At 72.3% G+C, this 21,447-nt stretch carries 21 protein-coding genes and 2 pseudogenes; 15 read left to right on the top strand and 8 right to left on the bottom strand.

Annotated features, from left to right (window positions below; translation table 11 throughout):
- Positions 1–32: 32 nt before the first annotated feature.
- Positions 33–1,277 (bottom strand): cytochrome P450, encoded by a 1,245-nt coding sequence (locus VIS07_02640; protein HEY8514391.1) that lies wholly within the window; start codon positions 1,275–1,277, stop codon positions 33–35.
- A gap of 125 nt (positions 1,278–1,402) precedes the next feature.
- Between VIS07_02640 and VIS07_02635 the strand changes: the two genes are divergently transcribed.
- Positions 1,403–2,185 carry an adenosylcobinamide-GDP ribazoletransferase gene (locus VIS07_02635; GenBank protein HEY8514390.1) on the top strand — a complete coding sequence of 261 codons (783 nt, stop codon included), beginning with the start codon at positions 1,403–1,405 and terminating at the stop codon, positions 2,183–2,185.
- Between the two features lie 79 nt (positions 2,186–2,264).
- Here the strand turns inward: VIS07_02635 and VIS07_02630 are convergent, their stop codons facing one another.
- The gene (locus VIS07_02630) at positions 2,265–2,801 is read right to left on the bottom strand and encodes a hypothetical protein (protein ID HEY8514389.1); all 537 of its coding nucleotides are present in this window, start codon (positions 2,799–2,801) and stop codon (positions 2,265–2,267) included.
- Between the two features lie 149 nt (positions 2,802–2,950).
- Here VIS07_02630 and rpmE point away from each other — a divergent pair, with 149 nt between their 5' ends.
- From rpmE to VIS07_02570, 12 genes and pseudogenes are all read left to right on the top strand, one after another.
- Entirely contained in the window at positions 2,951–3,193 is a 243-nt protein-coding gene (gene rpmE, locus VIS07_02625; protein HEY8514388.1) for a 50S ribosomal protein L31, read from the top strand.
- Positions 3,194–3,258: 65 nt separating this feature from the next.
- Positions 3,259–4,326 (top strand): peptide chain release factor 1, encoded by a 1,068-nt coding sequence (gene prfA, locus VIS07_02620; protein HEY8514387.1) that lies wholly within the window; start codon positions 3,259–3,261, stop codon positions 4,324–4,326.
- Entirely contained in the window at positions 4,323–5,237 is a 915-nt protein-coding gene (prmC, locus tag VIS07_02615; protein HEY8514386.1) for a peptide chain release factor N(5)-glutamine methyltransferase, read from the top strand. Before prfA ends, prmC begins: the two co-directional genes overlap by 4 nt.
- A gap of 27 nt (positions 5,238–5,264) precedes the next feature.
- Positions 5,265–6,530 (top strand): annotated as a pseudogene (murA, locus tag VIS07_02610) (UDP-N-acetylglucosamine 1-carboxyvinyltransferase).
- A 158-nt stretch (positions 6,531–6,688) separates the two neighbouring features.
- Positions 6,689–7,984, top strand: coding sequence for a histidinol dehydrogenase (gene hisD / locus VIS07_02605; GenBank protein HEY8514385.1), 1,296 nt, complete (start codon positions 6,689–6,691; stop codon positions 7,982–7,984).
- Positions 7,985–8,088: 104 nt separating this feature from the next.
- Positions 8,089–8,784 carry an imidazoleglycerol-phosphate dehydratase HisB gene (hisB, locus tag VIS07_02600; protein ID HEY8514384.1) on the top strand — a complete coding sequence of 232 codons (696 nt, stop codon included), beginning with the start codon at positions 8,089–8,091 and terminating at the stop codon, positions 8,782–8,784.
- Positions 8,781–9,392, top strand: a pseudogene (gene hisH, locus VIS07_02595) (imidazole glycerol phosphate synthase subunit HisH). Before hisB ends, hisH begins: the two are co-directional and overlap by 4 nt.
- Before the next feature lie 95 nt (positions 9,393–9,487).
- On the top strand, positions 9,488–10,237 hold the full coding sequence (hisA, locus tag VIS07_02590) for a 1-(5-phosphoribosyl)-5-[(5-phosphoribosylamino)methylideneamino]imidazole-4-carboxamide isomerase (GenBank protein ID HEY8514383.1): 750 nt from the start codon (positions 9,488–9,490) through the stop codon (positions 10,235–10,237).
- A gap of 4 nt (positions 10,238–10,241) precedes the next feature.
- Complete coding sequence (gene hisF / locus VIS07_02585) at positions 10,242–11,000, top strand: imidazole glycerol phosphate synthase subunit HisF (GenBank protein ID HEY8514382.1); 759 nt, start codon at positions 10,242–10,244, stop codon at positions 10,998–11,000.
- Complete coding sequence (locus tag VIS07_02580; GenBank protein HEY8514381.1) at positions 10,972–12,078, top strand: cation diffusion facilitator family transporter; 1,107 nt, start codon at positions 10,972–10,974, stop codon at positions 12,076–12,078. Before hisF ends, VIS07_02580 begins: the two co-directional genes overlap by 29 nt.
- Positions 12,079–12,231: 153 nt before the next feature.
- Positions 12,232–13,461: a hypothetical protein gene (locus tag VIS07_02575; protein ID HEY8514380.1), complete on the top strand. Its 1,230-nt coding sequence runs from the start codon at positions 12,232–12,234 to the stop codon at positions 13,459–13,461.
- A gap of 153 nt (positions 13,462–13,614) precedes the next feature.
- Entirely contained in the window at positions 13,615–13,854 is a 240-nt protein-coding gene (locus VIS07_02570) for a hypothetical protein (GenBank protein ID HEY8514379.1), read from the top strand.
- Between the two features lie 491 nt (positions 13,855–14,345).
- Here the strand turns inward: VIS07_02570 and trxB are convergent, their stop codons facing one another.
- From trxB to VIS07_02540, 6 genes are all read right to left on the bottom strand, one after another.
- On the bottom strand, positions 14,346–15,284 hold the full coding sequence (gene trxB / locus VIS07_02565) for a thioredoxin-disulfide reductase (GenBank protein ID HEY8514378.1): 939 nt from the start codon (positions 15,282–15,284) through the stop codon (positions 14,346–14,348).
- 35 nt (positions 15,285–15,319) lie between these two features.
- The gene (locus VIS07_02560) at positions 15,320–15,982 is read right to left on the bottom strand and encodes a nitroreductase family protein (protein ID HEY8514377.1); all 663 of its coding nucleotides are present in this window, start codon (positions 15,980–15,982) and stop codon (positions 15,320–15,322) included.
- Between the two features lie 94 nt (positions 15,983–16,076).
- Positions 16,077–16,691 (bottom strand): adenylyl-sulfate kinase, encoded by a 615-nt coding sequence (gene cysC / locus VIS07_02555; protein ID HEY8514376.1) that lies wholly within the window; start codon positions 16,689–16,691, stop codon positions 16,077–16,079.
- 91 nt (positions 16,692–16,782) lie between these two features.
- The gene (locus VIS07_02550; protein HEY8514375.1) at positions 16,783–17,916 is read right to left on the bottom strand and encodes a lytic murein transglycosylase; all 1,134 of its coding nucleotides are present in this window, start codon (positions 17,914–17,916) and stop codon (positions 16,783–16,785) included.
- A 307-nt stretch (positions 17,917–18,223) separates the two neighbouring features.
- Positions 18,224–19,414: an acyl-CoA dehydrogenase family protein gene (locus VIS07_02545; protein ID HEY8514374.1), complete on the bottom strand. Its 1,191-nt coding sequence runs from the start codon at positions 19,412–19,414 to the stop codon at positions 18,224–18,226.
- 48 nt (positions 19,415–19,462) lie between these two features.
- Positions 19,463–19,663 carry a hypothetical protein gene (locus tag VIS07_02540; protein HEY8514373.1) on the bottom strand — a complete coding sequence of 67 codons (201 nt, stop codon included), beginning with the start codon at positions 19,661–19,663 and terminating at the stop codon, positions 19,463–19,465.
- A gap of 66 nt (positions 19,664–19,729) precedes the next feature.
- Here VIS07_02540 and moaC point away from each other — a divergent pair, with 66 nt between their 5' ends.
- Both moaC and VIS07_02530 read left to right on the top strand, forming a co-directional pair.
- Positions 19,730–20,236, top strand: coding sequence for a cyclic pyranopterin monophosphate synthase MoaC (moaC, locus tag VIS07_02535; protein ID HEY8514372.1), 507 nt, complete (start codon positions 19,730–19,732; stop codon positions 20,234–20,236).
- A gap of 2 nt (positions 20,237–20,238) precedes the next feature.
- Positions 20,239–21,429 (top strand): class I SAM-dependent rRNA methyltransferase, encoded by a 1,191-nt coding sequence (locus VIS07_02530; GenBank protein HEY8514371.1) that lies wholly within the window; start codon positions 20,239–20,241, stop codon positions 21,427–21,429.
- Positions 21,430–21,447: the final 18 nt, after the last annotated feature.

Raw genomic sequence — 21,447 nt, 5'->3', positions numbered from 1 at the left:
GGCTCAGAGAGATAGGCTGCAGGGCGGAGGAATCAAGCCGCGAAGCGGATCGGCAGCGAGCCGAGCACGCGGAACAGCGATCGTCCCCACTCGAGGCGCTCGCTCTCGAGCTCGAGGTCGCGAAAGCGCGTCACCAGGCCGCCGATCGCCTCCTGCGCCTCCATGCGCGCCAAGTGCGCGCCGAGGCAGTAGTGCACGCCGCCGCCGAAGGCGAGGTTCGGCGCCCCCTGGCGCGTGACGTCGAAGCGGTCGGGATCGGGGAACACCGCGGGGTCGCGGTGGGCGGCCGCGAGGAAGGCCATCACCATCGCGTCCTTCGGGATCCGCTTGTCGCCGAACCGCGTGTCCTCGCGCAGGTAGCGCACGGTGAGCAGGATCGGTCCGTCGTAGCGCAGGCACTCCTCGACCGCGTTCGGCACGAGCGACGGATCCGAGCGCAGCAGCGCGAGCTGATCGGGGTGGCGGATCAGCGCGAGCACGCCGTTGCCGATCAAGCCGATCGTCGTCTCGAAGCCCGCGATCAGCAGCCCGATCGACTGCGAGATGAGCTCGGTCGGGCTCAGGCGATCGCCTTCCTCCTCGGCGCGGATCAGGTCGCTCAGCAGGTCGTCGCCGAGACGCTTGCGACGCTCCTCGATCAGCGCCTCGAAGTAGTCGCGCAGCGCCGCTGCCGCGGCCGCGCCGCGCTCGAGCACCTCGGGCGGCGCGAACAGCGCGGCCAGCAGGTGGGTCGCGTCGGCCGTCCACTCGGTGAAGCGGTCGCGGTCGGAGAGCGGCACGCCCATCATCTCGCAGATCACGGTGGCCGGCACCGGCAGCGCGAGGTCGGCGATGACGTCCATGCGGCCGTCGGCGGCGACGCGGTCGAGCTGGCGCGTGACGATCTCGCGCACGTGCGCGCGCAGACGCGTGACGGCGTTCGGCGTGAAGGCCTTGCTCACCAGGCGGCGCAGCCGCGTGTGGTCGGGCGGGTCCTGCTGCAGCATGAACTCGCTCGGCCCGCCGGGCAGTCGCGCCTCGCCGATGCGCGTGCCGTCGCTCCTGCGCACGCCGACCGGCACGTCCTTCAGCAGGCGCTCGACGTCCGCGTAGCGGGTGAGCCGCCAGAAGCCGAGCGGCGTGAGATTGACCGGGTCGACCTCGCGCAGGTGCGCGAGATAGGGGTGTGGGTTCTCGCGGACCGCGGGATCCATCGGATCGACGCCGCGCCACGGGTCGTTCGGGTCGACGTTCGCGAGCCTCGCCGCGTGTGCGCCGTCGGCCGCCTGGCTGGACATCCTCGCGCTCCTCGGCGAAAGCTCCGCGTCCGCGGTCCATTGCGAGACGAGGCTCGTTCGCCCGAATGTCCTCCAGCCCTACCAGATCGGCCGCCGACGGAGAAAGCACGGGGCTCGCGCGCGCCGTGCGCGCGTTCTTCGCCGAGGCGCGCGCGGCCGTGCTGTTCCTCGTCGGCTCGCGCGCGACGCGCGTGCCGCGCGACGTCGCGCGCGGCAGCATGCTCTTTCCGGCGATCGGCTTCGTGCAGGGCGTGCTCGTCGCGGCGCTGCTGCTCGGCGCGGCGCGGCTCGATCTGCCGCGGGTCGCGCTCGCGCTGCTCGGCGTCGCGCTGCTCTGGCTCGCGAGCCGCGGCACGCTGCTCGCGGGGCTCGCGCGGCTCGTGGGTGCGCTCGGGTCGGCGAAGCGCGGAGGTCGCGACGCGGCGCTGGCGCGCCTCGAGGACGGCGGACTCGGTGCCGCCGGCGCGATCGTCTGCGCGCTGGTCCTGGTCGCCAAGGCGGGCGCGCTCGCGCTCCTCGACGGCGGCGCGCTCGACCGCGGCACGCTGGCGCTCGCCGTCGTGCTCGCCGCGACGCTCGGGCGCTGGGCGCTCGTCGTGCAGGCCTACGGCTCGCTGCCGGCTCGCGAGCAGGACTTCGAGGCGACGCTCGTGCGCGAGATGAAGTTCCGCGAGTTCGGCGTCGCGAGCGTGAGCGCGATGGCGGCGACGCTCGCGCTCAGCAACGCGATGGGCGTCGTGCTGCTGATCGGCTCGGGCAGCGTCGCGGTCGGGCTTCGCATCGTCGTGCACCGCGCGTTCGGCGGCGTCACGGCGACGACCGTGCGCGCGGGCGGCGAGCTGTGCGAGGCCGTCGTGCTGCTGCTCGCCGCGGCGCTGGTCGCGCTCGCACGCGCGCTCGGCGCGTGAGGCGCGGTACGCGTGGAGCTCAGTCCGCGTGCTGCTCGCGGACGCTAGGCATCGGCGGCGGACGCCGCGTCGCCCGGCGTCACGCCGCGCAGCGCGAGACGCGCAGCGGCAGCGGCGAGGGCAGGGGGCTCGCGCCGCGCAGCATCGCGCGCGTCTCCTCGATCTGCGCGAGCGCCGCGGCGAGCTCGCGGCGGTGACGCTTGACGACGCGCCGCTCGAGGTCGGCGACGGCCGCCGGCTCGCGCCACGCGAGCTCGCCGTCGCGGGTCGCGAAGCGGAAGCCGTAGATCTCGAGCTTGGTCAGCAGGCGGATCGGCGGGATCGAGGCGTGCACCCGCAGCCCGACGAAGGTCGCGCCGCGGCGCTCGATGCCGAGCGCCTCGAGGTGGCGCACGAAGGTGATGTCCGGAATCGCCGGCAGCCCCTCGGACGCGGCGAACAGCTCGTAGCTCTCGAGCAGCGTGCGCAGCGGGGTCTCGGCGGTCGGGTCGCGCAGGACGGCGAACGCGAGCCACTCGCTCATCTCGGGCGGCAGTGAGCGCAGCCAGCCCGGATGCCAGGTGCGGCTCGGGTTGGTCACCACGCGACGCCGGCGTCGATGTTCCGAGGTGGGCATCGCGCGGGATAAAACGCGCGCTCGCCTCGAAGTCAATGCGCGGACGCGGCGCTCGAGCGCGGGGCGGGCGCCGTTCCGACGTGCGGCCTCGCGTCCGTCTGCGGGGCTGGTTTGCCCCCTCGCGGAGCCGGTGCTACCCCGAACGGATCATGAAAGAGGGCATCCACCCGAACTACGACGTCAGCCGGATCATCTGCAGCTGCGGCACCGTGATCGAGACGCGCTCGACCCGCAAGGAGATCCACGTCGAGGTCTGCTCGAACTGCCATCCGTTCTACACCGGCAAGCAGAAGATCATGGACGTCGCGGGACGCGTGGAGCGCTTCAACCGTCGCTACAAGAAGGGTGGCGCCGCAGCCGCGACGCCGCCTGCCGAGCAGGCCAGCTCCTGATCCGGCCGTGGCCCGGCCACGGCCCGTGACCTCGGGACCGGAGGAGCCGCGACCGGGGCGCGCCGATGCTTGAAAAGCTCGAGGACGTCGAGAAGCGCTACCACGACCTCGAGGCGATGCTGGTCGACCCGGCCATCATCGCCAATCGCAAGGAGTTCGTGCGCGTCAGCCGCGAGCGCTCGGCGATGGAGGAGCTCATCGCCCGCTACCGCGACTGGAAGAAGGTGGTCGCGGAAGAGCGCGAGCTCGTGGCGCTGCTCGACGACGCCGACCCCGAGATGCGCGAGATGGCGAGCAGCGAGCTGCCCGGCATCCGCGCGCGCAAGGAGGAGCTCGAGGCGACCTTGCGCCTGCTGCTCGTCCCGCGCGATCCGAACGACGACAAGAACGTCATCCTCGAGATCCGCGCCGGAACGGGCGGCGAGGAAGCCTGCCTGTTCGCCGCCGACCTGTTCCGGATGTACGCGCGCTACGCCGAGTCGCGCGGCTGGCGGGTCGAGGTGCTGAGCTCGAACGCGACCGGGCTCGGCGGCTTCAAGGAGATCATCGCGTCGATCGAGGGCGCCGGCGCCTACAGCCGCTTGAAGTACGAGGGCGGCGTGCACCGCGTGCAGCGCGTGCCGGCGACCGAAGCGTCGGGACGCATCCACACCTCCGCCGTCACCGTCGCGGTGCTGCCCGAGGCCGACGAGGTCGACGTCGAGATCGACGAGAAGGATCTGCGCATCGACGTCTTCCGCTCGTCGGGACCCGGCGGCCAGAGCGTCAACACCACCGACTCCGCGGTGCGCGTCACGCACCTGCCGACCGGCATCGTGGTGAGCTGCCAGGACGAGAAGTCGCAGCACAAGAACAAGGCGAAGGCGCTCAAGATCCTGCGCGCGCGGCTCCTCGAGCGCGCCGAGGAGGAGCAGCGCGCCGCGGTCGCGGCGAACCGCAAGTCGATGGTCGGCTCGGGCGACCGCTCGGAGCGCATCCGGACGTACAACTTCCCGCAGAACCGCGTCACCGATCACCGCATCAACCTGACGACGCACGCGCTCGACCGCGTGCTCGAGGGCGAGCTCGAGCTCATCATCGAGCCGCTGGTGACGTGGCATCAGACCGAGGCGCTGAAGGCCCAGTCGGCTTGACGGCCAAGGCGGGCACGATCGGCGCGGCGCTCGCCGACGCGACGGCCCGCCTGGAGGTCTCCGGCGTCGACGGCGCCCGCCTCGACGCCGAGGTGCTGCTCGCGCACGTGCTGGGCGGCACGCGGACGACGCTCTTCGTCCGGCGTGACGAGGCGCTCGCGGCGGCGCAGGTCGCGCGCTTCTTGGAGCTGGTCGCGCGGCGCGCGGCGGGCGAGCCGGTCGCGTACCTCACCGGCGAGCGCGAGTTCTACTCGCTGAGCTTCGCCGTCGATCCGCGCGTGCTGATTCCACGCCCGGAGACGGAGCTCGTGGTCGAAACGGCGCTCGAGGCGCTGCGCGTCCTGCGCGACGAGGGCGGTCGCGGGCGGCTGCGGGTCGTCGACGTCGGCACCGGCAGCGGCGCGATCGCGGTGACGCTCGCGCACGAGCTCGCCCGCACCCCTCCGGACGCCCGACCGCTGATCGTCGCGCTCGACCGCTCGCGCGCCTGCCTCGCGGTCGCCCGCGGCAACGCCGCGCGCCACGCGCCGGGCGGGGTGGCGCTCGTGTGCGGCGACCTGACCTCGAGCTTCGCCGCGGCGAGCCTCGACCTCGTCGTCTCCAACCCGCCGTATCTTTCGCAGGACGAAATCGACGCTTCTCCTCCCGAAGTGCGCGCCGAACCCGTTGCCGCGCTGCTCGGCGGTGATATGGATGGTGCTGGGACGTTGCGTGCGCTGCTGGCCGATGCGGCTCGAGTGTTGCGTCCGGGCGGCTTCGTGGTGAGCGAGATCGGATTCAAGCAGGGCGACACGGCGAGGGCGCTCGCACGTGACCTCGGGTTCGAGGGCATCGAGGTGCGACGCGACCTCGCCGGACGGGATCGAGTCGTCCGTGCGCGGTGGCGGCCCGCGATGGTGGCGACGCGATAGAGCGAAGCGGGCCGGAGGGGAGGACGGATGGACGAGATCTGGATACGCGGCGGCCGGCGGCTCGAGGGCGAAGTGCCGGTCAGCGGCGCGAAGAACGCAGCGCTGCCGATCTTGTTCGCCTCGCTGCTCACCCCCGAGACGTGCCGGATCGAGAACGTCCCGCAGGTCGTCGACTGTCGCACGACCCAGCGTCTCCTCGCGCAGATGGGCGTGACCGCGTCCTGCGAGGACGACGTCGTGACGCTCACCGCGCGCGACGTGACCGCCTTCGAGGCGCCCTACGACCTGGTCAAGACGATGCGCGCCTCGTTCCTCGCGCTCGGACCGCTGCTCGCCCGCTTCGGCGAGGCGCGGGTCGCGACCCCGGGCGGCTGCGCGATCGGCAGCCGGCCGGTCAACCTGCACCTGCGCGGCTTCGAGCGCATGGGCGCGACGATCACGCAGTCGCACGGCTACGTCGAGGCGCGCGCGCCGCGCGACGCGAGCGGCCGCCCGCGGCTGCGCGCCGCGCACATCGTGCTCGAGATGCCGTCGGTCGGCGCGACCGAGAACCTGATGCTCGCGGCGACGCTCGCCGACGGCACGACGGTGCTCGACAACGCCGCGCGCGAGCCGGAGATCGTCGACCTCGCCGCGGTCCTGACCAAGATGGGCGCCGTGATCCGCGGCGCCGGCAGCGCCACGATCGAGATCGAGGGCCGCGAGAGCCTCGGCGGCTTCGAGCACAGCGTGATCCCGGACCGCATCGAGGCGGGCACGCTGCTGATGGCGGTCGCCGCCGCGGGCGGCGACGTCCTCGTGCGCAACGCGCGCGCCGACCACCTCACGCTGGTGATCGAGAAGCTCGCCGCGGCGGGCGTCGAGGTGACGCCGGTCGAGGGCGGCGTCCGCGTGCGGCGCGAGAAGCCGCTGCGCGCGGTCGACATCCGCACCGCGCCGTACCCCGGCTTCCCGACCGACCTGCAGGCGCAGTTCATGGCGCTGATGTGCTTCGCGGACGGGGTCAGCGAGATCACCGAGACCGTGTTCGAGAACCGCTTCATGCACGTGCAGGAGCTCGTGCGCATGGGCGCCGACATCCGCCTCGACGGTCCGAAGGCGCTCGTCACCGGTCCCGCGAAGCTCGAGGGCGCGCCCGTGATGGCGACCGACCTGCGCGCGAGCGTGTGCCTCGTGGTCGCGGCGCTCGGCGCGCAGAACACGACGCGCCTGCAGCGCGTCTACCACCTCGACCGCGGCTACGAGCGGCTCGAGGCGAAGCTCGCCGGCATCGGCGCCGACATCGAGCGCGTGCCCGGCGGCCGCCAGCCGTCGGTCGCGGCGACCACCACCGCTCCCACCGGGCGGCGCGGCATGGCGACGCGTCCGGTGCGCGAGCCGCAGCCCGAGAGCGCCCCCGCGAGCGCCAGCAAGCCGCAGCGACGCAAGGCCCGCGTCCTGCGCGTCGTCGAGTGAAGCTCACCGTCCGGACGACCGACCCCGCGTTCGCGCGTCTGCGCCGCAAGCTTCGTCTGCGCGGCGCGACCCAGGACGCGAGCGTCGAGCCGGCCGTCCGCGCGATCCTCGACGACGTGCGCCGGCGTGGCGACCGTGCGGTCGCGGCCGCGACGCTGCGCTTCGACGGCGTCAAGCTCAAGCCGAGCGAGCGCACGATCGAGCGCGCCGAGATGCGCGCCGCCGTCGACAAGCTGCCGCGCGCCGACCGTCACGCGCTGCGCGTCGCCGCGCGCCGCATCCGCGACTTCCACGCGCACCAGAAGGAGCGCTCGTTCCGCTACCGCGACCCGCTCGGCGTCATGCTCGGGCAGGAGATCCGGCCGCTCGCGCGCGTCGGGCTGTACGTGCCGGGGGGGCAGGCGTTCTACCCGTCGTCGGTGCTGATGAACGCGATCCCGGCGCGCGTCGCGGGGGTCAAGGAGATCGTCGCCGTGTCGCCGCCGCACCGCGAGGGCGAGCCGCCGGCGCTGCTCGCGGCGGCGTTCATCGCGGGCGTCGACCGCATCCACCGGGTCGGCGGTGCGCAGGCGATCGCCGCGCTCGCCTACGGCACCGAGACGATCGCGCCGGTCGACAAGATCGTCGGACCGGGGAACGTCTACGTCGCGACCGCGAAGCGTCTCGTCGCCGGCACCGTCGCGATCGACATGATCGCGGGGCCGAGCGAGGTGCTGATCGTCGCCGACGCGCGCGCCGACGCCACGCTGGTCGCGGCCGACATGCTCGCGCAGGCGGAGCACGACGCCGACGCGACGGCGCTCGTCGTCACGCCGAGCGCGCGGCTCGCCGCGCGGATCGAGCGCGCGCTCGACGAGCAGCTCGCGGAGCTGCCGCGCGCGACGGTCGCTGCGCGCTCGCTGCGCGCGAACGGCGCGATCATCGTGACGCGCAACCTGGACGAGGCGATCGAGCTCGCGAACGAGATCGCGCCCGAGCACCTCGAGCTCGCGCTCGAGGACGCCGAGCGCTGGATCTCGCGCATCGACCACGCCGGCGCGATCTTCGTCGGCGAGACCACGCCCGAGGCCTTCGGCGACTACCTCGCGGGCCCGAACCACGTCCTGCCGACCGGAGGCACGGCGCGCTTCTCGTCGCCGCTCGGGGTCTACGACTTCCTGAAGCGCACGAGCGTGATCCACGCCCCGATCGGGGCGCTGCGCAAGCTCGGCGCCCCGGTGCTGCGGCTCGCCGAGATGGAGGGTCTGACCGCGCACGGCGCGGCGGTCGCGCGGCGGCTGCGCGAGCGCTGAGAGCGCGGGCTCGGCGCGCGACGGACGCCCGTAAGCCCGCCGTCGTGGAATCGGCGGCCCCGCCCGCGTCTCGCGCCGGCGGGGGTGGTATGCCAATAGGGCTCATGGCCAGAACGACACTGCGGCGGGCCGGGCAGGGGACGCCCAAGGTGGCGGGGAAGATCACGGGGAAGGTCGCCGGCAAGGTCGCCGCGCGGCGGGTCGGGGACGGGCAGCCGCGGCGTGCCGAGGTGGAGCGCACCACCAAGGAGACCAGCGTCCGCGTCGTGCTCGACGTCGACGGCACGGGGCGCGGCGAGATCGCGACCGGGGTGCCGTTCCTCGATCACATGCTCGACCTGTTCGCGCGCCACGGCTCCTTCGATCTCGTGGTGCAGGCGACCGGTGACCTCGAGATCGACCAGCACCACACGGTCGAGGACGTCGGCCTGACGCTCGGGCAGGCGTTCCGCCAGGCGCTCGGCGACAAGCACGGAATCCGCCGCTTCGGGCAGGCGACGGTGCCGCTCGACGAGTCGCTGGTGTCCGTCGTCGTCGACCTGAGCGGACGTCCGTACCTGGTCTACGAGCTCGACCCCGGTCGCGAGCGCGTCGGCGACTTCGACACGAGCCTCGTGCACGACTTCCTGCTCGCGTTCGTCAACGAGCTCAAGCTCAACGTCCACGTCGACTGCATCCGCGGCCGCAACGCGCACCACAAGATCGAGGCGGCGTTCAAGGCGTTCGCGCGCGCGATGGACGCCGCGACGTCGATCGACCCGCGGATCACGGGCGTGCTGTCGACCAAGGGAGTGCTGTGATCGCGATCGTCGACTACGGCGTCGGCAACCTGCGCAGCGCGGCGAAGGGCCTCGAGCGCGCGGCCGCAGACGCCGGTCTGCAGGTCGACGTGCGCGTCACCGCGAGCGAGGCGGAGATCGAGCGCGCGGACGGGGTCGTGCTGCCCGGCGTCGGCGCGTTCGGCGCGTGCATGACGAGCCTCGCCGAGTCCGGGCTCACCGACGTCGTGGTGCGCGCCGCCACCTCGGGGAGGCCGTTTCTCGGCATCTGCGTCGGCATGCAGATCCTGTTCGAGGAAAGCGAGGAGTTCGGTCCGGTGCGCGGGCTCGGCGTGCTGCCCGGCAAGGTCGTGCGCTTTCGCTCGTCCGGCGTGAAGATCCCGCACATGGGCTGGAACGCGCTGCGCGTGAAGAAGGACGTGCCGGGGCTCGCGGGGATCGCGGACGGAACGTACTTCTACTTCGTGCACTCGTACTACGCGGAGCCCGCCGACCCGTCGGTGATCGCCGCGACCGCGACCTACGGCGACGAGGAGTTCACCGCCGTGGTCGCGCGCGACGCTCTCATCGCGACGCAGTTCCACCCCGAGAAGAGCCAGCACGCGGGGCTCAAGCTGCTCGGCAACTTCGTCCGCGCGGCGACGCGTCCGGTGAGCGTCACCGTGGCCGGCGCCGGCGGGCCGCAAGACCAACGACCCGGCGCGGTCGCGCGCACCCTTCCGGCGTGAGACGCTTCGACGTCATCCCGGCGATCGACCTGCGCGGCGGTCGCTGCGTGCGCTTGCTGCAGGGCGACTTCGCCGCCGAGACGCAGTACGGCGACGACCCGGTCGCGATGGCGCGCCGCTGGCGCGGCGAGGGCGCGGAGCGGCTGCACGTCGTCGACCTCGACGGTGCGGCGCGCGGCGCGCGCGCGCACGGCTCGGTGATCGCGGCGATCTGCGCGGCGCTCGACATCCCGGTGCAGGTCGGCGGCGGGCTGCGCGACCTCGACGCGATCGCGAGCGTGCTCGACGCGGGCGCCGAGTGGGCGATCCTCGGCACGGCGGCGGCGGCGAACCCGGAGGTGCTCGACGCCGCGTGCGCGCGCTTCCCGGGTCGCATCGCGGTCGGCATCGACCAGCGCGACGGCAAGGTCGCGGTCGACGGCTGGCTCGCGCACAGCGAGGTCGACGCCTTCGAGATCGCGCGCCGCGCGGAGCGCGCCGGCGCTGCGGCGATCGTCTTCACCGACATCCGGCGCGACGGCACCGGGCACGGCGCCAACCTCGATGCGACGCTCGAGCTCGCGCGCGCGACCAGCGTGCCGGTGATCGTGTCCGGAGGGGTGGCGCGCGTCGAGGACGTGCGCGCGGCGCGCGCGGCGTTCGACGCCGGCGCGAACCTGCGCGGCGTGATCGTCGGACGCGCGCTCTACGAGGGCCACGTCAAGCTCGCGGACGCGCTCGCCGCGGCGCGCGGAGAAGGGGCGTAGCGCGATGCTGGCGCGGCGGATCATCCCGTGCCTCGACGTCAAGGGCGGACGCGTCGTCAAGGGCGTGAGCTTCGTCGACCTGCGCGACGCCGGCGATCCGGTCGAGGCCGCGACGCGCTACGACGCCGAGGGCGCCGACGAGCTCTGCTTCCTCGACATCACGGCGTCGCACGAGGAGCGCGGCATCATCCTCGACGTCGTGCGCGCGACCGCCGAGCGCTGCTTCATGCCGCTCACGGTCGGCGGCGGCGTGCGGACGATCGACGACATCCGCAACCTGCTGCGCGCCGGGGCGGACAAGGTGTCGATCAACACCGCGGCGGTCGCGGAGCCGGAGTTCGTCGCGCGCGCGGCGGAGCGCTTCGGCGCGCAGTGCATCGTGGTCGCGATCGACGCGAAGCAGGTCGCGCCCGGACGCTGGGAGGTGTTCACCCACGGCGGGCGGCGTCCGACCGGCCTCGACGCGGTCGAGTGGGCGCGCCGGATGAACGACTACGGCGCCGGCGAGATCCTCCTCACCAGCATGGACCGCGACGGCACGCGCGACGGCTACGATCTTGGCTTGACGCGCGCGGTCGCCGACGCCGTCGACGTGCCGGTGATCGCCTCGGGCGGCGCGGGGGCGCTCGAGCACCTCTACGACGCGCTCACCGAGGGGCGGGCGAGCGCGGTCCTCGCGGCGTCGATCTTCCACTACGAGGAGCACTCGATCCGGCACTGCAAGGAGTACCTGCGTGGCCGCGGCGTCCCCGTCCGCCTCTGAGCGCGATCCGTCGGGGATCGCGCCCGGCGCGCCCGCGCGCGCGGCGGCGGGGGAGGAGCGGGGCGGAGGCGAGGTCAACGTCCGGCTGCGCGCGGCGTTGCTCTCGCTGCTCGTCAGCGCCGCGCTGCTCGCCGTCAAGTATTTCGCCTACCTCGCGACCGGCTCGGTGGCGATCCTGTCGGACGCGCTCGAGTCGATCATCAACGTGGTGGCGGCCGTGTTCGCGGTCGCCGTGCTGCGCTTCGCGAGCCGTCCCGCGGACCGCAACCACCCCTACGGCCACGGCAAGATGGAGTACTTCAGCGCCGTCTTCGAGGGCGGGCTGATCGCGTTCGCCGCGCTGGCGGTGATCGCCTACGCGATCCGCGACCTGGTGCGCGGTCCGGACGTGCACGACCTCGAGTACGGCCTCGCGCTGACCGTGGCGGCCGGCGCGATCAACGCGGCGCTCGGCTGGTACCTCGTGCGCACCGGGCGCCGCGAGCGCTCGATCGCGCTGGTCGCGGACGGCAAGCACGTGCTCTCGGACTTCCAGACGAGCGTCGGCGTGGTCGTCGGCCTCGGTCTGGTTGCGCTCACCGGCAAGGCGTGGTTCGACCCGCTCGCGGCGCTGCTCGTCGGCACGAACCTCTGCGTCACCGGCTACCGGCTGGTCCGCGAGGCGGCGGGCGGGCTGCTCGACGAGGAGGACCCGCGTCTGCTCGCCGCGCTCGTCGAGGCCTTCGAACAGGCGCGCTTCCCCGGCATGATCCGCATCCACCGGCTGCGCGCGATCCGCTCGGGGCGCGAGACCTACGCCGACGCGCACGTCATCGTGCCCGAGTACTGGAGCGTCGAGCAGGCGCACGATCAGGTGAACGAGCTCGAGCGTCGGGTGCTCGCGATCCCGACGATCGACGGCGAGATCATCTTCCACGTCGACCCGTGCCTGCGCGCCTTCTGCGCGGTCTGCGACGTGCCGGACTGCCCGGTGCGCGAGGAGCCGTTCGCCGGACGCACGCCGCTCACTCTCGCCGAGGCGACGTCCCCCGGCCCTACCGGCACGGCGGCGCCGTCCCCCGCCGACGCGCGGTCCTGAGCGCCGCCCGAGCCCGTCGAGGACCACTGCCGCGCACGGACGCTCACGCATTGCTCGCCGCCGCCGATGAGCCTATGGAAGGCAAGCCGGCGCGATGAAGGCGCCCGTGGATGCGGTCCGATCGGGAAGACCGCGGTGAGGGGTGGAATGAGCATGCGGGAATCGAGGGGCGTCGCTCTCGCGGTCGCCGTGGTGGCGTCGGCGGTGTGGGTCTCGAGCGCGAGCGCCGCACCGTTCGGCTTCGTCGGACCGCGCCAGCTCGGCATGGGCGGCGCCGGCGTGGCCGCGACCGAGGACGCGCACGCGATCTACTGGAACCCGGCCGGGCTCGCGCTGCGCGACGGGCTCGACATCCGCCTCTCCGGCACGGTCCGCGCGGCCGTCAACGACAACCTGGACGACGCGATCCGCGACGTGAAGAACGCGATCAACAGCGGCGACACGCCGCAGGAGATCATCGACCGCGTCGACGAGATCCTCTCCGGTGTGAGCTCCGGCTCGAGCGGCGGCACGAACGGCGGCGGCGGCCTCTTCGTCAAGTATGCGTGGGACGACAACGCGATCGGCTTCGCGTTCCTCGACGTCTTCAACGGCACGGCGTCGCTGCCGCTGATCGATCGCAACACGTTCTTCGTCGGCGGACGGCTGTTCAACGGCTCGGTGGTCGCGCTCGACGGCCTCGAGGGACGTCAGATCGCGCTCTCGTACGCGCGCTCGCTGTTCGACGACACGCTGTCGCTCGGCGTGACCGCGAGCGCGCTGCAGGGCGTCGTCTACCTCGACCGCTCGTTCATCCAGGAAGGACGCGCAGGGCTCGAGTTCGCGAAGCACTTCAGCGACAGTCGCGACGACTGGGACGCGAGCGTCGACGTCGGCGGCACCTGGCTGCCGACGCCGTGGCTGCGTTTCGCGATCGTCGGCAAGTACCTGAACCGGCCGACGTTCGACATCTTCGACCTCTCGGACGTCAAGATCGACGGCACGCCGCCGGGCTTGCCGCCGGAGTTCCTCGAGCGCATCCGCACGCGGCTCGCGGAGTCGCAAGGCCGCTTCCAGCTCGCGCCGCAGGGACGCGCGAGCGTCGCGGCGTACCCGATCGAGGGCATGACGCTCACCGCCGACGTCGACGTCACGCCGAACCCGACCTTCGTCCGCGGCGCCGACAGCCAGATCATGAGCGTCGGCGGCGAGCAGCTCTTCCTCGACGACATGCTCGCCGGACGTCTCGGCGTCTACTACGACTTCCTGCTGCCCGGCTCCGATCCGGTGCCGACGATCGGCTTCGGCGTGAGCTTCATGGGCTTCAGCTTCGACATCGCGGGCGCGTACGACTTCGACGAGTCCGCGGGCGCGCTCGGCGTCGGCTTCGGCTACACGATGTAAGCCGGGAAGCGCGTGGCGCGCGCGGGCAAGAGCGTCGGCAGCGGCCCGTGCTACGGCCGCCGCATGGGCCGGCGTCTTCTGCCCCGGTGCGCCGTCGCAGCGCGTGTCGCGTGCGTGCTCGTGCTGCTGGCGCCGTCGATCCTTTCCTCGCTCGTGCGATGCGTACCGCAGGCGCACGCGCACGAGGCGCGTCCCGCATGCCTCGAGATCCGCGAGGTCGCGCCCGGCCTCTACGCCGTCCTGTGGCGGACGCCGCTCCTCTCCGGCATGCGGCTGCCGCTCGCGCTCGAGCTCCCGAGCGGTGTGCGCGACGTCGTCGAGCCCGCGGAGCGCGTGCTCTCCGACTCGGTCGTCAGCGGGTGGTGCCTTCGCGGTCGCGGGCGCGTACTTTAGGAGACCCAGTAGCTCGCTGCCGAGTCGTGCGAGCCGACCCGGTCGCGCATCACGCCGAAGGCGCGTGCCCGAGGGGGCGCGCCGCCGCGATCGCGGCGCCGAACATCCCGAGCCCGCGCACGCTCGAGCGCTCGCCGACGCGAAGCTCGAGGTCGTCGATCCCCTGTGCCCGCGGCTTCCTCGACGAAGCGGATCGCCAGATTCCACGGCAGGAGGCGCTCCGGCTCGACGAGCGCAAGAGGCGACAGACCGGCGCGATGCCAGTGCGTTTCGACGCCCGCACCCGCGGCGTCGAGAAAGCGGGCGAAGGGAAGGACGCCCGCGGCACGGATGAGGGGGACGGCTCTCATGCGCCTGACGCCGCGACAAGAAAAAATAGTCTCGCCGGCGGCGCCATGACGAGCGAATTCCGGCGAGGCTGCGCGAACGTCCGGGCGCGGACGGGTGCTGCTCCCCGAGCCGTCCCTCGGGGAGCGGATCAGGCGGACGCGCTACTCGCCCTGCGCCTCGAGGAAGCGCTCCGCGTCCATCGCCGCCATGCAGCCGGTGCCGGCCGCGGTGATGGCCTGGCGATAGATCGGATCCTGCACGTCGCCCGCGGCGAACACGCCCTCGACGTTGGTCGCGGTCGAGCGCGGCTTGGTCAGGATGTAGCCGCGCTCGTCCATGTCGAGCTTGCCGCGAAACAGCTTGGTGTTCGGCTCGTGACCGATCGCCATGAAGACGCCGTCGGTCTTGACGCGCTCGAGCGCGCCGGTCTTGACGTTGCGCAGCGTGACCGCCTCGACGCCGGTCTCGCGCTCGCCGTGGATCTCGTCGATCACGCTGTCCCAGACGAAGCGGATCTTCGGGTTCTTGAACGCGCGGTCCTGCATGATCTTCGACGCGCGCAGCGTGTCGCGACGGTGCACCACCGTCACGCTCTTCGCGTAGCGGGTGAGGAAGTTCGCCTCCTCCATCGCGGTGTCGCCGCCGCCGACGACGATCACGTCCTTGTCGCGGAAGAAGAAGCCGTCGCAGGTCGCGCACGCCGAGACGCCGTAGCCCATGAGGCGCGACTCCGACGGCAGACCGAGCAGCTTCGCCGAGGCGCCGGTCGCGATGATCAGCGTGTCGGCCTGCATCGTGTCGCCGTTGCTCATGGTGAGCGTGAACGGACGCTTCGAGAGGTCGACGTCGGTGACCTCGGCGGTGACGTAGCGGGTGCCGAAGCGTGCCGCCTGCTTGCGGAACAGCTCGACGATCTCGGGGCCCATGATCCCGTCGGGGAAGCCCGGGAAGTTCTCGACCTCGGTGGTGATGGTCAGCTGACCGCCCGGCTGACCGCCGTCGATCACGACGGGAGCGAGGTTGGCGCGGGCCGCGTACAGCGCGGCGGTGAGCCCCGCGGGCCCGGAGCCGAGGATGACGACCTTGTGGCGTTCGGACATGCGCTCGATTCTTCCTTTCGTCTCGTCCTCGTTAGCTAAGCATTCCCGTCAAGGGCGCCAGTGCTCGGCGTGTCGTCGTAGCGCTCGAAGTAGAGGCACTCGTCGACGCTGCGGCGCACCGGGCGGCGGTAGGGGACGCGCGGCCAGCCGATCGGCAGCATCGCGATGCTCGGGCGGTTCTCCGGCAGCCCGAGCCAGCGGTCGACCTCCTCGCGGAAGGTGAGGTGGATGTTGGTCAGCGACGCGCCGAGCCCGACCGCGCGGCAGGCGAGCAGGATGTTCTGGATTGCGGGAAACAGCGCCTGCGGCTGCGGCTGCCCGCGCCGCGTCCAGCCGGCGACGAAGAGGTGCACCGGCGCCTCGTGCAGGTGCTTCGCGAGGTGGATGGCGCCCATGAGCACCTTGCGCCGCTCGGGCGAGTAGTCCGGCTTCTTCGACGCCTCCACCGCCGGCTGGATGTACGGCATGAAGACGGCCCGGTAGCGCTCGGCGAACCAGGCGCGACGCTCGGGGTCGGTGACCGCGATGAAGCACCACGGCTGGCGGTTGCCGCCGCTCGGCGCGAAGGTCCCGGCCTCGCACACCTTGCGGATCAGCTCCGGCGGCACGGGATCCGGCTTCAGGCGCCGGATCGCGCACGCGGTGCGGATGCCTTCGAGAAGCGGGACGTCCTCGCCGATGCGGTCGATGTCGATCACGCTGTCCGGCCCGTGCGTCGCCGCGTCGCGCCGCTGCCGCGCCCGGGGTGAGCCGCGCTCACCGCAACCGCGGGCGTCGGCGTCCGGCGGCAGGTCACGCGCGCGGGATGTACCCCTTCTCCTCGAGGTAGCGCATGACGGTGTCGCAGCTCTGCTGCTCGGTCATCTCGGCGGTGCGCAGCACGAGCTCCGGATTCTCCGGCGCCTCGTACGGCGCCGAGATGCCGGTGAACTCCTTGATCTGCCCGGCGCGCGCCTTGGCGTAGAGCCCCTTGACGTCGCGCTTCTCGCACTCCTCGAGCGGGCAGTCGACGTAGACCTCGATGAAGTCGCCCGGGCCCATGATGTTGCGCACCTTGTCGCGGTCGGCGCGGTAGGGCGAGATGAACGCCGTCAGCGTCACGATGCCGGCGTCGGTGAACAGCTTCGCGACCTCGCCGATGCGGCGGATGTTCTCGGTGCGGTCCTCCGGCGAGAAGCCGAGGTTGCTGTTGAGGCCGTGGCGGATGTTGTCGCCGTCGAGGATGTAGGCGCGCACGCCGCGGTCCCAGAGCGCCTTCTCCACGGCCACCGCGATCGTCGACTTCCCCGAGCCCGAGAGCCCGGTGAACCACACCGTGCAGCCCTTGTGGCCGTTGATCTTCTCACGGTCTGCGCGGTTCACGTTGCCCGCATGCCAGACGATGTTGGTGGCCTTGCGCTCGGTCATGGTGCCTCTGTCCTCTGGGTTGCGTGTCGTTGGCCGGACCGCGGGGCCGCGGCGGGGATCCGAAGTGCGATAGTCGTCCCCCCGGAGGCTGTCAATTTGCGGCTTGCGCGGTGCGGGTCTTGGCCTTGCTCGGCTGCTTGGGGGAGGCCTTCTTGACCGGCGCCTTGCCCTTCGCTGCCGTCTTGGTCTTCGCGGTCGGCTTGCTCGCGGGCTTGCGCGCGACGGCCGTCTTCGTCGGCTTCTTGGGCGGGCTCTTCCGGGCGGCGGTCTGCACGACGGGCGCGCCGTCGAGGTGGGCGGAGAGCTGGAGCACCGCGTCGATGTAGGCGTCGGAGCGGTTGTAGTGCCAGATGACCTGGCGGCGCTCGGCGCGGCTCAGCCCCGGACGCCAGCCGTGCGAGGCCAGGTAGTTGGCGCACGAGTGGATCGCGTCGTCGGGGTCGTAGAGGCTGATGCGGCCGTCGCCGTTGCCGTCGACGCCGTAGCTCAGGTAGCTGCGCGGCAGGAACTGCGGCATGCCGAAGGCGCCCGAGCCCGAGCCGCGGATGCCGAGCGGGTCGATGTCGAGCCGGTCGGCGAGCTGAAAGGTCGCGAGCACCTCGGGGTAGAAGGTGTCCTCGAGGTACTGCGCCCGCTCGCGCGTGAGCTGCGCGATCTCCGGATCGAACGAGCCGCCGATGAACGCGTGGCGCTCGATGTTGCGCTGCAGGTTCGCGGGCTCGTTCGCCATCGCGAGCCGCGCGAGGCGGTAGAGCACGACCTCCGAGCCCGTGTTGCGCCCACAGCCCGACTCGATGTGGATGATCGCGGCGATCACGCTCGCAGGCACGCCGTAGATGCGCTCGGCCTCGGCCAGCGTCGCGGCGTGCTCCGCGTGGCAGCGTCGCGCCAGCGCGACGCTCGAGGGCTTGGCGAAGCCGCTGTAGAGCGACTTCGGCTCGCGCGGGCGCAGACCGAAGTCGAGGCCGGTGAACGGCTCGATGCGCGGATCGGCGAACGTGCGCTCGACCCGTCTGCGGTCGACGCCGTCCGCGACCAGCTTCTCGATCAGATAGCCCCAGCCGCGATGGTCGTAGGACGCCGACGCCGCTCGACGCTCCGGCGGCGCGGCGTTCGACTCCTTGACCGCCGAGACGCACGACCCGCCGAGCGTCGCCAGGAGCAACCACCCGATCGCGCCGAGCGCACGACGAGCACGACTACCTCCACCCAGCTCGTCCAGCACCACCAGCTCCTTCCACCTCCACCGGGCGCGCGTGCGGTGCGGGCTCGCCGGCCCTGCGGGACGCACGCGCGATCCGTCGATCGGGGCCACGATCGACGGGCACGCTACACCCCTCGTGCGGTGCGAGCAAACCCTTGTCGCGCAAGGATCGCGCTGGCGTCGGTTTGGAACGCGAGACGCGCGAGTTGCTTGACGCCGCGCTGCCGGGGCGGAGGCTACGGCCGGTAGCGCGGGCGCTGCGGCGGCCGCGCTACGCGCCGGCCGCGCCACGAAACGTCCGCTCGCCGGCGCGACGTCGTGCGCACGCTCAGTCGAACGCGGACAGCCCCGTGATGTCGCGCCCGAGCGTCAGCCGGTGGACGTCCTCGGTGCCCTCGTAGGTGTTGACGGTCTCGAGGTTCAGCATGTGGCGGATCACCGGGTAGTCGTCGGTGATGCCGTTCGCGCCGAGGATGTCGCGGGCGAGGCGCGCGATGCGCAGCGCCTGCGAGACGTTGTTCATCTTCGCGAGCGACACCTGCTCGTGCCGCATCTCGCCGGCCTCCTTGAGGCGTCCGAGCCGCCAGCACAGGAGCTGCGCCTTGGTGATCTCCGTCAGCATGTCGACCAGCTTCGCCTGCACGAGCTGGTAGCCGCCGATCGGGCGCGAGAACACGACGCGCGACTTCGCGTAGTCGAGCGCGCACTCGTAGCAGGCGATCGCGGCGCCGACCGCGCCCCAGGCGATGCCGTAGCGCGCCTGCGTCAAGCACATGAGCGGCGACTTCAGGCCGCGCGACTCGGGCAGCAGGTTCTCCTCCGGAATCCAGCAGTCCTCGAGGATCAGCTCGGAGGTGATCGACGCGCGCAGGCTCCACTTGCCGTGCATCAGCGGTCGCGAGAAGCCTGGGCGCTCCTTCTCGACGAGGAAGCCGCGGATCACCTCGGTGCGCGGATCCGCCTCGTCCTCGCGCAGCTTCGCCCACACCACCGCGACGTCGGCGATGCTGCCGTTGGTGATCCAGCGCTTGGTGCCGTTGAGCACGAAGCCGCCGTCGCGACGGCTCGCGCGGGTGATCATGCCGCCGGGGTTCGAGCCGTAGTCGGGCTCGGTGAGGCCGAAGCAGCCGATCGCCTCGCCGCGCGCCATGCGCGGCAGCCAGTGACGCTTCTGCTCCTCGGAGCCGAAGGTCAGGATCGGGTACATCACGAGCGAGGACTGCACGCTCGCGAACGAGCGCAGGCCGGAGTCGCCGCGCTCGAGCTCCTGCGCCATGATCCCGTACGCGACGCTGCCGAGACCGGCGCCGCCGTACTCGGTCGGGACGGTCGGCCCGAAGCAGCCGAGCTCCGCGAGGCGCGGGGTCAGCTCGGTCGGGAAGGTCGCTTCGGCGAAGTGCTTGCGCGCGAGCGGCAGGTACTCCTCGTCGACGAAGCGCCGCACGGTGTCGCGGACGGCGCGCTCTTCGGGGGTGAGGAGATCCTCGACCGCGTAGTAATCGGTTCGTGACGCCGGCATGCGGGCAACGTAGGGGCCGGGGCACGCATCGTCAATCGAGCGTGCTGCTCAGCCGCCTTCGCCGGTGACGCGCTCGGCGTGCGTCACGGGCTTCTTGCCCGACGCCTCGAGCTCCGGCGTCCAGAGCTCCGCGAGGACCTTCTGCGAGGCCTCGTTGCGGTCCTTCGCGTCGACGATGAGCTTGCCGACCTCGGTCTCGACGCCGCTCTCGTCGACGGCTCGCACGGTGACCCGGAAGCGTTTGCGCATGGCGCGCCTCCTACCATTTTCCGACGCGCTTTGCCGGTACCGTGACGCTTCGGTACGGGAGCGCTCATGTCCGACTCCGACCGCGAGCGCGAGAGCACGAGGTTGACGCACGTCGACGAGAGCGGCCGCGCGCGCATGGTCGACGTCGGCGACAAGGAGGTCACGCTGCGCGTCGCGGTCGCGCGCGGCGCGGTCCGCATGCGCCCCGACACCGCGGCGCGCATCGCGGCGAACACCATCGAGAAGGGCGACGTGCTCGCGACCGCGCGCCTCGCGGGCGTCATGGCGGCGAAGCGCACCGGCGAGCTGATCCCGCTCTGCCATCCGCTGCCGCTCGACTGGGCCGACGTCCGCCTCGACGTCGATCCCGCGGCGGGCGTCGTGCGGATCGAGGGCGAGGCGCGCATCCGCGCGCGCACCGGCGTCGAGATGGAGGCGCTCACCGCGGTGAGCGTCGCCGCGCTGACGATCTACGACATGTGCAAGGCGATCGATCGTGCCATGGTGATCGAGGACGTGTGTCTGGTGCGAAAGAGCGGCGGCCGTAGCGGCGACTGGGTGCGTCAGGACTGAGCATGGACGGCGTCGTCAAGCTCAAGCCCGGCAAGGAAGGCCCGGCCCGCGCCGGCCACCCGTGGATCTTCTCCGGGGCGATCGCCGACGTGAGCGGCGAGGCGCGCGCCGGATCGTTCGTCCGCGTGCTCGCGTCGTCGGGACAGGTGCTCGGCGTCGGCACGTACAACCCGCGCGGCTCGATCGCCGTGCGGCTGCTCGCGCGCGACGACGTCGAGATCGATCCCGCGCTCGTCCAGCGCCGCATCCGCGACGCCTACGCGCTGCGCCGCGCGGTCGGCGCGGAGCACGACACCGCGTACCGCCTGGTGCACGGCGAGGGCGACTGGCTGCCCGGCGTGGTCGCCGACGTCTACGGCAAGTGGGTCGTCGTGCAGATCCTGAACGCCGGCGCCGAGCGTCTGCGTCCTGCGGTGCTGGCGGCGATCAACGAGCTGCTCGAGCCCGACGGGATCTTCGAGCGCAGCTCCGGCGGCGCGCGGCGCGAGGAAGGGCTCTCGGACCGCGTCGAGGTCGCGTCCGGCGAGCCGCCGCCCGAGCGCATCGAGATCCGCGAGGGTGGGGCGCGCTACCTGGTCGACGTGCGCGGCGGACAGAAGACGGGCTTCTACCTCGACCAGCGCGTCAATCGCGCGCTCGTCGCACGGCTCGCCGACGGGCTCGACGTGCTGAACTGCTTCGCCTACACGGGCGCGTTCGCGGTCGCCGCGGCGCGCGGCGGCGCCAAGCGCGTGGTCTCGGTCGAGACCTCGGGACCCGCGCTCGCGCTCGCGCGCGACAACTGGGCGCTGAACGGCCTCGAGGAAGAGCGCGCCGAGTGGGTCTCGAAGGACGTCTTCGACGTCCTCACCTCGCTCGCCGACGCGCCCAAGGAGAAGCGCTTCGACTTGGTCGTCCTGGACCCGCCGCCGTTCGCGCGCCATCGCGCCGACCGCGAGAAGGCGGTACGCGCGTACCGCGATCTCAACCGACGCGCGCTACGCGCGCTGCGGCCGGGCGGTCTGCTGGTCACGTGCTCGTGCTCGGCGCACGTCGGACGCGAGCTCTTCGCGCACGCGGTCGCGACCGCGGCGCAGCCGCACATGCGGCTGCAGGTTCTCGCCCAGCTCGGCGCGGCGCCCGACCATCCGGTGCTGGCGGCGCACCCGGAGGGCGAGTACCTGAACGGCCTGCTGGTGCGGCTGGCGGCTTGAGGCGCTCGCGATCTCGAG

This window comes from Candidatus Binatia bacterium (assembly GCA_036563615.1).
In the GTDB taxonomy this organism is placed as follows: Bacteria; Desulfobacterota; Binatia; order UBA12015; family UBA12015; genus DATCMB01.
The sequence above is the reverse complement of the archived record's forward strand: the minus strand, read 5'-3'. Positions and strand labels throughout refer to the sequence as shown.